Here is a 13,609-nt window from a genome sequence, read left to right as displayed (position 1 = left end):
TTTAATCAGCCAGTACCGGTTTTGCATGTGCCGGTACACTGATATTAGCAGTTTGTTTACTGAACCTCGTCAGCAGTACGATAAAGCCGGTTGCAATCACCGCGTAACCGATATAAGTGAATGCCTGCTCGTAGGAAATATTTTCTGATTTGAACAGGAAGCCAAACAGCATACCGCCAAGGTTTCCACCTGCTCCCACAATGCCGCTTACCAATCCTACATTCTCCTGATTAATAAAAGGAACAATGCCATACGTAGCACCATTTGCCATTTTCAGGAACAATGCAAATCCCAGCATGGCTGCGATAGCCAGGCCAAGTGATGGTGCGCCTGCAAACAGCAACAGTCCGAATCCTTCAGCCACTAATACTAAGGCCAGCAGGATACCTTTCCCGCGCATACCTTGTTTGGCGCCCACTCTGTCAGATACAAAACCACCGAGCGCCCGGGCAAAAAGGTTCATCAATCCGAACACGCCAGCCCATAGCCCTGCGCTGCTTTGTGATAAATGATAAGTATCCACGAAATGAAGAGAAGCCACGTTATCAAAAGTGATCTCCATGCCAAAACACATGGCGTAGGCCATCATCAAAGCCCAGATGCGCCAGTCCTTCAGAATTTTCCAGTCTGTTTTACGTTTAGCACCGTTGTATCCTATTTCATCATAATTGCCATTGGGTGTGTCTTTTGTGTATTTGTGATAAAGTATCGCTACACCGATCATCATCAATCCGGGAACGATCATGGCTAAACGCCAGGAGATGCCTGCGCTGTAACCCATTCCTACTATCGCTGCAAAGATGAGCGGCATCACCATGTTGGTGATACCACCGCCCAGATTTCCCCAGCCACCAGTTACTGCATTTGCAGTGCCTTTGATGTTAGGGGCAAACATCATGGAAGTATGGAATTGTGTGATCACAAAAGAGGCACCGATAGTACCAATAGCCAAACGGAAGATGAGGAAGGTGGTGTAATCATGTGCCAGTCCTACCAGGAACACAGGGATTGAACCAAAGATCAGTAGTCGCACAGCAGTTTTGCGTGGCCCCCAGGTATCGCATAACCTGCCAATGATCAATCGTGCAATGATAGTGCTGGATACAGAAGCGATGATGATATTGCCTATTTGTGATTTGGATAATCCAAGGTCTGCACGGATAGTGGGCATCAGTGGCGCCAGTCCAAACCAGCCAAAGAAACAGACGAAGAACATGAGCCAGGTGATATGGAACGTTCGCATCTGAATGCCTTTCAGTGAAAAGATGCGTAATTTATCGAGAGGTTTGTTGTTTAGCATTAGTCAGGTTTTTATTTGATAAATATTTCCGGCCGGATATTGATCATCAGGTAAGCCCAGTGATTGTTGTACTGTGCATCCGGCACATTTTTAGCAGCGGCCAATTGCGCTGTACTGTTAAAGTAGCTGTAACCACCTTCGAAAGCGATGGCTTTTGTAAGGTTGTATTGCAGTGTGAGATCTGCTTCCGTTCCAAACTGGAGGCCACTTGAACTATAGAACTGGTGAAGGTCTGCGTTGATCGCCCATTTGGTATTTTGACGGAATTTTGCTTTCAGGTAATAGTCCTGCAGACCATTGTTACCAAATTTGCTGGCCACATAGAAGTAGTCCATCGTGCCCCAGAATTTATGCGGTGTGCCATAGAGGGGATCGAAAGTATCTGTGGTAAAATCCACACCGGCTTCTGTGCTGAAGCTGGTTGTAAAACTTCGCTGATAAGCTACAGAGAACAATGCACCATCTACTGCTTTTCCTTCTCCATTTTTTCCTTTCTGATAATATACGGCTGCTGTAATGTTGTTCTTTGAGAAGGGGATGTTGGCATACAAACCTGTGGTGATGCGGTTATAGCTGGCGGCTTCCCATTTCTTTACCAGCAAACTGTCTACACTGTATTTGGAAAACTGATCTGCCAGGAAGAGCAATGATATACTGCTTTTGCCGGTTTGTTTATTGATGTGCAGGAATTCCAGGCTTTTGTATTGTGGTGCGCCGTTTGTATTTGCGGGGTAATTTCCCGGAGGGGCAGGATTGTAAGTAGTGCCTGATGCATTTTCTTTATTTTGGGAAAATGCGCCGCCTGCGTTGAAATTCCAGCTGTTGTGTTTGTATTTAAGTACAGCCGCATCATGTCTTCTTCCTTGTTGCAGCCAATCCAGATTGCCCAGCAGGCGGCTGTCGTCATAGACTAATTCCTGCCGGCCTATTTTTAAAGAAAGGCTTTTGTTTTTGATGAGGGTGTCTGTTAGTAAAATTTCAGCCCATGTTTCGTGCAGGAGGAATCCATTATTGTCTGCGGTGGTGGTTCTGTTGATGGTGGATGCGTCCTGTCCCCAGACCCTTGTGTCCTGCAAAGTGAGGCCCAGTTTTAACCGGTAGGTGGTATAACCTGCGGATAGCCGGGTACGTTGAGAAGTGAAGAGGGCTGGTTTGGCACCTTTGGGAAGAGGGGCTCCCTGGCCGTCCCGCAGTTCTGTGCGGGTTCTTAGTTGCGCGCCCACAGTGAATTGAGCGGAACAATCGAGGGAGACGAAGGAGCCAAAGAAAATGCAGGATGCCCCGCTGAGGAACAATTTTTTCATGTAACTTTGGTAAATTTTAAGTGAGCCAATCATATTAAAATTCAGAAGCCCGGATAGCCTGCCAGCTACCGGGTTTCGCTTTAATACGCTTCTTCGTTTTCGCTAATGCCAATGTATACACGGTCGTCTTCCGTTCTTACCGGATAGGTAGTGAGGGAACATTCGTGCTCATCCGTTAAACATCTTCCATCTGCCAATGAAAATGTTTTCTTGTGAAAGGGGCAGGCTACTTTTGGCTCTCCCTGATGTGAACCGGTCATACCACGACTTAAAGCCATTTGCTTCCTGTGCGGACAAAGATTCTGTGTGGCATACCAGGCATCGCTGCGGGTGAAATAGAACAGGGCGATCTGTTCTTCTTTGTACTTAATGCAAACCCCACCGTTCGCAGGAACGTCTGTTGTTTTGCAGGCAAAGAACCAGGTGATGCCGGTTGTACTGAGCGTTGATGACATATGTGTAGCGATTTGATGTAAAAAATCTATTTCCATTCTGCAGCTTTCTTCTGACTGCGCATGGTTTCAAACTTAACTGTCGGATCTTTTTCTTCCGGTGCGTTGACGAAGTGATTAAAACGTTTCCGGAGTTGTGGATTATCCACTACTTCCTTCCACTCACATTTATAACTATCTACCAGCAATTGCATTTCTGCTTCCAGGCTTTCGGCTATGCCTAAACTGTCGTGCAGTACTACATTGCGGAGGTAATCAATGCCGCCTTCCAGTTTGTTGAGCCAGGTAGCGGTACGGGTGAGGGGATCTGCTGTTTTGATGTAGAACATCAGGAAGCGGTCTATATAACGGATGCAGGTTTCATCATCCAGGTCAGTGCCCAGCAATAATGCGTGTTGTGGTTTAGAGCCGCCGTTGCCGCATACATAAAGGTTCCAGCCTCTCTCTGTGGCAATAATGCCAAAGTCTTTGGATTGTGCTTCTGCGCATTCGCGGATGCAACCGGATACAGCAGATTTTATTTTGTGCGGAGCACGGAGGCCGCGATATCTTTCTTCTATGCGGATAGCAAAACTTACACTGTCGTGTAAACCAAAGCGGCACCAGGTAGATCCTACGCAACTTTTAACGGTGCGTAATGCTTTACCGTATGCATGGCCGCTTTCAAAACCTGCTATAATTAATTCTTCCCAGATAGCGGGAAGATCGCTGAGATGTGCGCCGAACATATCAATGCGCTGGCCGCCGGTGATCTTTGTATAGAGATGATATTTGTGTGCGATCTGCCCGATAACGATCAGTTTTTCTGGTGTGATCTCTCCTCCGGGAATGCGGGGTACTACAGAATAAGTACCACCTTTCTGAATGTTGGCGAGGTAACGGTCGTTGGAGTCCTGTGCGGTGTCATTGCCTTTATCGAGGATCATTTCATTCCACAAACTGGCGAGGATGGAGCTTACAACAGGTTTGCAGGTTTCGCAGCCTTCGCCATGGCCGTAGTGGTCCAGTACTTCGTCAAAAGATTTCAGGGCTTTTACTTTAACAAGGTCCAGTAGTTCCTGGCGGGAATATGCGAAGTGTTCGCATACTACGTTGCGGATGTATTTGCCTTGTGCTTTCATGGTGGCCGTGATGATATCTTTCACCATGGGAACACATCCTCCACAACAGGTGCCGGCTTTTGTACATTTCTTTACGGCATCCAGTGTTTCGTAACCTCCTTCCACAGCTTGTGCGATGGCCAGTTTGCTGATGCTTTCGCAACTGCAGATGATGGCATCATCAGGTAAGTTGATACCAGTGCTGGCAGTTCCATTCCTGGCGCCGAGTAAGATGTCGATGGGATTAGGCGGAAGTATCACTTTGTTCTTGCTCGTTTGCAGGAGCATATTATAAGCGTCTGCATCTCCAATGAGGATGCCACCTAAGAGATATTGACCACAGGTAGAAATATTGATGCGTTGATACACTCCTTTCATGGAATCTTCCAGTACAATGCTGTTGCCTTCTTCCGGTGTAATGAAAGGATTGCCGAAGCTGGCTACATCTACGCCAATGAGTTTCAGTTTTGTGCTCATGTCAAAACCCGTAAAGGATTTATGCTGACCGAGAATGTGAGAAGCAGCTGTTTCGGCCATTTCATATCCTGGCGCCACGAGGCCATAGATCATACCATTATATAAGGCGCATTCGCCGATAGCATAAATGGAAGGATCTGAAGTTTGCAACTGTTCATTGACAACAATACCACCACGGGGGCCGGTAGTGAGTCCGGCAGCTTTTGCGAGTTCATCTCTTGGTTTGATACCTGCAGAGATCACCAGCATATCTGTATCTAATATAGTGTCGTCTGTAAATTGAAGGCCGGTGATGGTATCCGCGCCCAGTATTTCGCGGGTGTTCTTATTGGTATGGATCTGTAAACCCAGCTTTTGCAGTTTGGACTGGAGGATAAAGGAACCTTTATCATCTATCTGGCGGGGCATGAGGCGAGGGGCGAATTCAATAATATGTGTTTCCGCCACGCCCAGATCTAATAATGCTTTGGCTGCTTCCAGGCCTAATAGCCCACCACCGATCACTGTTCCTTTTCTGGCTTTGGGAGCAAAATCCAACATCAGTTCCAGGTCTTCAATGGTGCGGTAGATGAAAACTCCTTTTTTGTCTACGCCCTGGATGGAAGGAACAAATGCGGAAGAGCCGGTAGCCATTATGAGGAAATCATAAGATTCACTGATGCCCTGGTGGGAGTGGACGATCTTATGAAGGGTGTCTATTTCTTTGATGGGATCTCCCAGATGGAGGGTAATATTGTGGGAAGTATACCAATCCAGCGGAGCCATTGTGAGGTCGTCTGCAGATCTGCCGGCAAAAAACTCACTTAAATGCACTCTATCGTAAGCTGGGCGGGGTTCTTCTCCAAAAACCACTAATTCTATGCCTGTATCTCCGGTTTTTTCGACTATTTTTTCACAAAATTTATAGCCTACCATGCCATTACCGATAACTACAATTTTCATTAGAGGGCGATTTTTAAGATCAGGAATAAGAGGATACTGATATATAGTTATATTATCAATATTATATCTTTTAGCTTAAAAACCGTAAAAAAGTAATGGTGTATCTGACTTATATCATAAAAATACACCAAAATGATTTAATTTTATGCATGATGAGTGTTAAATATAATATATAAATATTAATGTAATATATCAAAGCATGCCTAAACCATCCTTATCTTTAGTAGGTGCCGGACCCGGAGATCCGGAAATGATCACCTTAAAAGCTATCCGGACCATCCGGGAGGCAGATGTTATATTATATGATGCATTGGTGAATCCGGCATTATTGGAATATGCGGGGGCGAATGCCCGGGTGAGTTTTGTGGGCAAACGATATGGTTGCCATGCTTTATCCCAGCAGGAGATCAATGAATTGATCGTCAGCAGTGCTTTCGCTTTTGGGCATGTGGTAAGGCTGAAAGGAGGGGACCCCTTCATTTTTGGCAGGGCGGCAGAGGAAATTGAAGCAGCTACCCGCGCAGGGATACCCGTAAATATTGTACCCGGTATTTCCAGTGCACTGGCTGTTCCGGCTGGTCAGATGATTCCGCTTACCTTGAGAGGAACAGCGGAAAGTCTTTGGATCACAACAGGTACCACCCGCCATGGCAGTATTTCAGATGACCTGCGACTCGCTGCACAATCCACTGCCACGGTAGTGATCTTAATGGCCATGAGTAAGTTAGGAGAGATCATGGACCTGTTCAGCAGTTTCGGTAAAGCCACGATGCCGGTGGCCATTATACAAAATGGTACCACCCCGGAAGAAAAAATGGTGACGGGTACGGTGAGGGATATTATATTTAAAGCGGCACATGCAGGGCTGGAAAATCCAGCCATCATAATAATAGGAGAAGTGGTGAGATGGCGGGAGGCTTTGCCAGATATCCTCGTTCAATCGCAAAAGGTAGAAAGATATGAAGAAAGACAAGCAGGGATGTGACCTGCAAACCTGTCTCGTTTGCAAACTGTGTGTAAAAGAATGGAAGCCGGCTATCACGCATGAGCGGAAGAACTTTGCGCTGAAGAAAGGTGCAGAGTTATTTAAGGAAGGAGATCCGGTGAATGGTGTTTACTTTCTCCATACGGGAAAAGTGAAAGTGCATAAACATTGGGGGGAAGAAAAAGAACTGATCGTACGTTTTGCAAAAGCAGGAGATATTGTGGGGCACCGGGGCATCGGAACGGAATTGGTATATCCTGTTACGGCTACTGTTCTGGAAGCGGCCACTGTTTGTTTCTTTGAACTGGAATTTTTCCAGGCTTCCCTGAAAGTGAACCAGGACCTGATGTATGAGATGATGATGTTCTATGCGCGGGAATTGCAGGAGTCAGAAAAGAGGATGCGCAACCTGGCGCATATGCCGGTGAAGGGAAGGATAGCTTATGCCTTACTGGCGCTGCGCGATAAATTTGGCCGTAATGAAGGCGGTTTTATTGATTTTTCATTGAGCCGGCAGGACCTTGCTTCTTACATTGGCGCCACTTATGAAACCACATTCAGGATGTTAAATGAACTGATCCAGGAAAACCTGATCATCTTATCCGGCAAAGATATTGCCATTGCCAACGAAGAAAAACTACGGCAATTAACACTGGCGGGTTAGCAAAATTACCTGTTTGATCTTTAACAGGGGCGGTGCAATTCCGTCAATCTAAGGGGGTGTTTGCGACATCACTTTTACCTACCTTAGTTCCATGAAACACATCACCATCTTAGTTCCCAACGAGGCTGTGCTGGCCAGTGTAGATGACCCACGCTATATTTTCACCGAGGTAAATAAGTTGCTGGAAGCAACCGGTAAACAAGCTGCTTTCGACGTGAGCCTGGTAGGACTTACGAAGGAAGTTTTATTGCATGATAAGTCGTACACGGTGCATACGGATCTGCTGTTGAAAGATGTCAAAAAAACAGACCTGGTATTTATTCCTGCACTCACGGGTGATATTAAAAAAGCGATAGCGATGAACAGGGAATTCATTCCCTGGATCAATCAACAATATAAGAATGGCGCAGAGATTGCCAGTCTTTGTGTGGGTGCATTCCTGCTGGCTGCTACGGGTTTATTAAAAGGAAGGAAATGTTCTACGCATTGGGGCAGGGCTAATGAATTCAGGCATATGTTCCCGGATGTGAAACTCGTGGATGATAAGATCATGATGGAGGATCAGGGGCTCTATTCCAGCGGTGGCGCTAATTCTTACCTGAACCTGCTTTTGCATTTCATAGAGAAATATACGGACAGGGAAACGGCGATCCTCACTGCTAAGGTATTTGAGATAGAGATAGACCGTAAGAGCCAGGCCACTTTTTCTATGTTCATGGGGCAGCGGGATCATGATGATGAGTCTATCAAAAAAGCACAGGCATTCATTGAGAATAATTACCAGTACAAGATTACGGTGGATCAGCTGGCGGGGATGTTTTCTCTTGGCAGGAGAAGTCTGGAGCGAAGATTTAAAAAGGCCACCTCCATTACGGTGATAGAATATATGCAGCGGGTAAAAATAGAATCGGCGAAGAAGAGTTTTGAGAACAGCCGGAAGAATATCCTGGAAGTAATGAATGATGTGGGATATGCGGATACGAAAGCATTCAGGGTGATCTTTAAAAAGATCACAGGTTTATCTCCGATCGATTACAGGAACAAATATAATAAAGAGGCGATGGCTATGTAGCGCATGGCTTGCAGGAATAATACAGATTATGCAGACCATAACTTACAGGAATAATACCGGTTATGTAGCCCACAGTTTACTATGCTATCCAGCCAGGATACTGATATCTTTCCAGCCATACCCTCCATCAAACCCGCCTTTACTGTTGATGAGCTTTTTACCCCCTAAAGCCTCGTGGAAATAACAGGTAGGATTTTGCGGGACACCAAATAACACCATCGTAGAAATATTCCTTTCAAGGAGCCAGCGGGCTGAATATCCTGCCAGCTTGCGGCCCAGGCCAATACGTTGATAATCTTTTAAGAGGTAGATCTTATCTAACTGGCCATGGTAGTCTTTCAGGTCTGCATGCGCATAACGGGCCACTTTTGCAAAGCCAACCAGTTTTCCTTTGGGATCTGCTACAACATAACAGCACCAGCTATCGTCTTTTGCTGCAAACTGTTCCTGCCATTGACGTGTGCGGAGTCCCAATTTGGAGAAACGGGGAGTGCCATAAGTTTCATTCCATGTTTGCACATGCAGTACGGCCAGTGCGGGTACGTCTTCTGTTACCGCTTCCCGGATCAGGAAGGAGCCTGGTGTTTCTCCCCGTTCACGCAGCAGGCGCATATTGCGGGCTTTTGACGGCCTGCTGAGGGAATTGAGGAAACGAAGGATGGCATTGATCGTATTCTTCATGCTATTTAAAAGTAAGGATTATATAATTATCTTCATAGGAGCAAAAAACAACTATGGTATCCTACATCTTCTACTTAGTTATCTACCCCTTGCTGCTGATCCTTTGCGTTTTTATGGGCAACAGACTAGCCGCCCGGCAATTGAAGAAAGGTTATACCTGGAAACCGCTGGGTGTGGAGAATGGTATTGTAGGGTTTTACGCTTTGCTTACTTCTTTTACTTTGGTGCAATCCGGCACCCAGTCGCATGAAAGATCCAACATGGTGCAAACCATTACCACAGATATTTCTGAAATATTAAGGGTGTCCGCTGTTTACGATCATACGGTGTATGAACAGGTGCGGCTTTATTACACGGACCTTTACCAGTTCATTAAACTGCCGGTGGGCACTACCCGGGAAAAAGTGGTGGAAAGGGTCCGGAGCATAGACAGCCTGGACAGCAATTTTGACCAGCATATGCAGCAATACCTGGCGGCGCATCCGGCAGAATGGGACAGGATCAGTACCCTGATGGCTAAAACGGACCGGGTGGAATCCACTTATTACAGGCTGATGCATTCTTATCACCGCACGCTGCCAAAGATGATCCTTTGGGTGTTGTTCCTCTTCTCCATGTGCCTGAGTGTATTGATCGGTTATATCAGTAAGAACAATGGAAACCGCTACCGGATCACGTCTTTTATATTTGTTTTCATGAGTGTGATCATTGTGAGCATCATCCATGACCTGGATAATCCGGCCTTTGGCTTTATCCGGCCTTCTTTTGATGATATTGAGGAAGTGATGAATACTTATAATATCCCAACCTGATCATATTAAATTATGATGAACAGATAACAGGCTGCGGACAGGAAAGCTACTTTTGCGTTATGGTAACGATAAAACGACTGTTATTACCAGGCTTTTGTCTTTGTGTATTGATGAGCCTGACCACCTTCTCTGGTTCATCCATAGGATTAGAACCAACGGTGAAGTATTTCCGGTCGGGGGCGCAGGGTTTTGCAGTTGCTACGGAGGCTTTGCAGTCCGCTGTTCAGGCCATCAAAAAAGATGATTCCGCCAGTGTTATCATGGCCCGGCAGCAATTAAAAAATTGCCGGTTACAGTATAAAAAGATCGAATTCTTCCTTGAATATTTCTTAAAGAGCTCCAGCCTCATTTATAACAGTCCCGCTAAAACAGAGATAGAAGAACCTTATATGGAATACCAGGAACCTGTAGGCATGCAGGTGATGGAAGCCCTGTTGTATGAAGATGATGTGGCGGAGCATAAATCGGAATTACTGGAGCAGGTGAATGTGATCAATTCTTCTGCGGAAGATCTGTTATCCCTGCTGTACGGATTTACAGCAGATGATAAACAGATACTGGAAAGTTTGCGCATAGAGCTGATCCGCATTTATACATTGGGTATTTCAGGGTTTGATGCGCCATTATTGAAATCAGGTATTCCTGAATCTTATGAAGCGCTGAACGCCGTGAAAGTTGTACTGGCACCTTACCTGGATAAACGTGCGCGTTATGCAGACAGTGTGGCTTATTACCTGGATAAGAGCCTGCAATTCCTGCAGGCGGGTAAAGACTTTGATACCTTTGATCGTTTACGTTTCCTGCAGTTATATGCTTTGCCTTTGCAAAGGACTTTTGGTTACATGATCAAGGATATGCAGCTGGTGCATAATACAACGGGTGGTGTATTGAATTATAATGCGGAAGACCTGTTCAGTAAGGATGCTATCAATATAGATGCATTTCCTTCTAATGCTGCCACTGATACGATAGAAACTTTCCCCTTATCCGGTGTTGCAGCCACACCTGGATTGTATAAGTTTATTGCTGAGGATGCTTTTGCTTCTTACGGCACCACGGTGAATGCTGCATTGATCCGGTTAGGGAAAATGCTTTTTCATGAAACGGCATTGTCCGGCAATAATAAAATAAGCTGCGCTACCTGCCATCGCCCGGAGAAACATTTCACGGATGGCCTGGCCAACAGTGTTGCATTTGATGGGCATTCCCATGTAAAACGGAATGCACCTTCTCTGTTGTATTCGGGATTCCAGTATGGGCAGTTCTGGGAAGGACGTACAAAGAGTTTGGAAGAACAGGCGCTGGATGTGATACACAACCCGACTGAAATGAATGGGGATATTGCAAAGGTCTTAACACTACCAGCTTATGCGGTACTGTTTAAACAGGTATTTCCGGATAGCAGTATGAAGGCAGAAAAAGTAGCGGTTGCACTGGCTGCTTTTGTGCGTTCCCTGAATCCGCGTAATTCCCCTTTTGATCAGTATATGGGAGGTGATACGATGGTGATGAATGCCGCACAGAAAAGAGGTTTTAATTTATTCATGGGTAAGGCACAATGTGGCACTTGTCACTTTGCACCGCTCTTTAATGGACTGGTGCCGCCTTTGTACCAACTCACGGAGTTGGAAGTACTCGGTACCCCAAAGAACGAAGACCTGGCAAAACCGCTGGCAGATGATGATAAAGGCCGCTTTGATGTATTCCCTATTTCGTATTATGAGCAGGCATTTAAAACACCTACTGTGCGGAATGTATCAGCGACAGGGCCTTATATGCATAATGGGGCATTTACCACATTGGAGAATGTGGTGGAGTTCTATAACAAGGGTGGTGGAAGTGGTATCGGATTGGCTACACCCACACAAACATTATCATCCGTGCCTTTGCAGTTGACAAAGGAAGAGGTAGCTGATGTGACTGCTTTTATGCGGGCACTGGAAGACTCGCTGCCATAGGGTGTTCACAATTGCTTAAAGATTTGTTAACTGCCTTTGTTACAGCAAACGGCAGGAAGCGTCTAATTTGGCAGCGCAATTACGTAGGATTAAAACTTTTTAATAAACATGAGCATCAGATCTTTATTCGCGCTGTTATGCGTGTTTACCTGTATACAGGTGAATGCACAGGAAACAACAACCCCAAAGCCCAAACCACAGGAACGCAAGCCCAATGTATTACAGGCTGGTCTGATGAGAGGCCCTTATTTACAGGTGGCTACAGATAAAAGCATCATCATCCGCTGGAGAACGAACGCACTGACCAGAAGTGTGGTTACTTATGGTACTACTTTAGGGCAACTGGATAAGATGGCAGAAGATTCCATCCTTACTTTTGAGCATAAAGTACAGGTAAGTGGTCTGCAACCACGCACAAAGTATTATTATTCTATTGGTGGTGGTAACGGAGATACCTTGCAAATGGATGCTGATAACTATTTCGTGACCATGCCTGTACCGGGTACAGAAGGACCAGTACGTATTGGTGTGTTCGGGGATTGTGGTAACAACTCTATCAATCAGCGGACCGTAAGGGATCAGGCTGTTAAATATTTGGAAGATAAACCAATGGATGCATGGATACTGTTGGGTGATAACGCTTATTCCAGCGGTACTGATCCTGAATTCCAGGAGAAGTTCTTCAACATCTATAAAGATAACCTGCTGAAGAAATATCCTTTGTTCCCGGCTCCGGGTAACCATGATTACAACGATCTGTATCGTTTCAAGGCTACTTCCCAGGGCAGTAAAGCCATTGCTTACTATCAGAACTTCTCTATGCCTACTAATGGAGAAGCTGGTGGTGTTGCTTCTAATACACAGGCTTTCTATTCTTTCGATATCGGGAATGTGCATTTCCTTTCCCTGGATTCTTATGGTAAGGAAGATATGGCCAGCACCCGGATGTATGATACATTAGGCGCACAGGTACAATGGATCAAAAAAGACCTGGAAGCATTTAAGAATACGCGCAGAGGCTGGGTAGTTGCTTACTGGCATCATCCTCCTTATACCATGGGCTCTCATAATTCTGATAAAGAAGGAGAACTGGTTAGGATCCGTGAGAACTTTATCCGTATCCTGGAACGTTATGGCGTGGATCTGATCCTTTGCGGTCACAGTCACGTATATGAGCGTTCCCGTTTAATGCATGGGCATTATGGTATGGAAGAGACCTTTGATTCTGCCACGCATAACATGAGCGGTTCTTCTGCTTTATACGATGGATCAGACAATTCCTGCCCTTACATTAAAGACCCTGTGACCAATGCAGGTACTGTTTATGTGGTAACTGGTTCAGCTGGTGCACAAGGTGGCCGCCAGGCTACTTATCCGCATAATGCATTTTATTATTCTTATAACGAAGCAGGTGGTGCTTCCATGGTGGAAGTGGATGGTAATAAACTGGAGTTGAAATGGCTTTGCGCAGATGGCCAGATCAGGGACCATTTTGTGATGATGAAAGATGTGAATAAAACGACTACCATTAACCTGAAGAAAGGGCAGAGCGCTACACTGACTGCATCTTTTGCAGGTACTTATAAATGGAATAAAGGTAAAAGTGCGGAGAGAAGTATTACAGTGAAGCCATCTGCCGGTAAAACGGTGTATGAGGTGCAGGATAATTACACTTGTATTAAAGATACTTTCATCGTGAATGTTTCTAAATAAGTAATGATCATGCGTTTGCTAAATTGGGTAATACGTAGATATTTTCTGAGCAGATAATGAAAGATCGTTTTCTGAATAAACAAACCTGAACTGTTCTAATAGTATAGTTAATATTTGATTCACACGCATCCCGGTACACATTGTGTACC

Annotated in this window: 11 protein-coding genes; 6 read left to right on the top strand and 5 right to left on the bottom strand. The window is 45.4% G+C overall.

Translation table 11 applies throughout. From position 1 onward, the window contains the following. Position 1: 1 nt before the first annotated feature. From GFS24_RS11895 to nirB, 4 genes are all read right to left on the bottom strand, one after another. On the bottom strand, positions 2–1,300 hold the full coding sequence (locus GFS24_RS11895; protein WP_153659774.1) for an MFS transporter: 1,299 nt from the start codon (positions 1,298–1,300) through the stop codon (positions 2–4). 11 nt (positions 1,301–1,311) lie between these two features. Further along, on the bottom strand, positions 1,312–2,604 hold the full coding sequence (locus GFS24_RS11890; protein WP_153659773.1) for an alginate export family protein: 1,293 nt from the start codon (positions 2,602–2,604) through the stop codon (positions 1,312–1,314). An 80-nt stretch (positions 2,605–2,684) separates the two neighbouring features. Then, the gene (gene nirD / locus GFS24_RS11885; RefSeq protein WP_153659772.1) at positions 2,685–3,059 is read right to left on the bottom strand and encodes a nitrite reductase small subunit NirD; all 375 of its coding nucleotides are present in this window, start codon (positions 3,057–3,059) and stop codon (positions 2,685–2,687) included. 26 nt (positions 3,060–3,085) lie between these two features. Next, positions 3,086–5,575, bottom strand: coding sequence for a nitrite reductase large subunit NirB (nirB, locus tag GFS24_RS11880; RefSeq protein ID WP_153659771.1), 2,490 nt, complete (start codon positions 5,573–5,575; stop codon positions 3,086–3,088). Positions 5,576–5,774: 199 nt separating this feature from the next. On the opposite strand from nirB, the gene cobA reads away from it, so the two are divergent. The 3 genes from cobA to GFS24_RS11865 all read left to right on the top strand — a co-directional run bounded on the left by cobA (position 5,775) and on the right by GFS24_RS11865 (position 8,296). Beyond that, positions 5,775–6,560: a uroporphyrinogen-III C-methyltransferase gene (gene cobA / locus GFS24_RS11875; protein WP_153659770.1), complete on the top strand. Its 786-nt coding sequence runs from the start codon at positions 5,775–5,777 to the stop codon at positions 6,558–6,560. Then, a complete protein-coding gene (locus GFS24_RS11870; protein ID WP_153659769.1) occupies positions 6,535–7,224 on the top strand; it encodes a Crp/Fnr family transcriptional regulator in 690 nt (229 codons plus the stop codon). The genes cobA and GFS24_RS11870 overlap by 26 nt, the downstream gene beginning before the upstream one ends. A 91-nt stretch (positions 7,225–7,315) precedes the next feature. Continuing rightward, entirely contained in the window at positions 7,316–8,296 is a 981-nt protein-coding gene (locus tag GFS24_RS11865; protein ID WP_153659768.1) for a GlxA family transcriptional regulator, read from the top strand. Between the two features lie 84 nt (positions 8,297–8,380). Here GFS24_RS11865 and GFS24_RS11860 read toward each other — a convergent pair whose 3' ends face one another. Next, the gene (locus GFS24_RS11860; protein ID WP_153659767.1) at positions 8,381–8,977 is read right to left on the bottom strand and encodes a GNAT family N-acetyltransferase; all 597 of its coding nucleotides are present in this window, start codon (positions 8,975–8,977) and stop codon (positions 8,381–8,383) included. A 53-nt stretch (positions 8,978–9,030) separates the two neighbouring features. Here GFS24_RS11860 and GFS24_RS11855 point away from each other — a divergent pair, with 53 nt between their 5' ends. The 3 genes from GFS24_RS11855 to GFS24_RS11845 all read left to right on the top strand — a co-directional run bounded on the left by GFS24_RS11855 (position 9,031) and on the right by GFS24_RS11845 (position 13,460). After that, complete coding sequence (locus GFS24_RS11855; RefSeq protein WP_153659766.1) at positions 9,031–9,789, top strand: hypothetical protein; 759 nt, start codon at positions 9,031–9,033, stop codon at positions 9,787–9,789. A gap of 59 nt (positions 9,790–9,848) precedes the next feature. Then, complete coding sequence (locus GFS24_RS11850; protein ID WP_216647395.1) at positions 9,849–11,747, top strand: cytochrome-c peroxidase; 1,899 nt, start codon at positions 9,849–9,851, stop codon at positions 11,745–11,747. A gap of 108 nt (positions 11,748–11,855) precedes the next feature. Further along, complete coding sequence (locus tag GFS24_RS11845; RefSeq protein WP_153659765.1) at positions 11,856–13,460, top strand: metallophosphoesterase family protein; 1,605 nt, start codon at positions 11,856–11,858, stop codon at positions 13,458–13,460. Positions 13,461–13,609 lie beyond the last annotated feature (149 nt).

The organism is Chitinophaga sp. SYP-B3965 (assembly GCF_009647655.1).
Classification (GTDB): domain Bacteria; phylum Bacteroidota; class Bacteroidia; order Chitinophagales; family Chitinophagaceae; genus Chitinophaga.
This window is presented reverse-complemented; position numbering and strand designations above follow the sequence as displayed.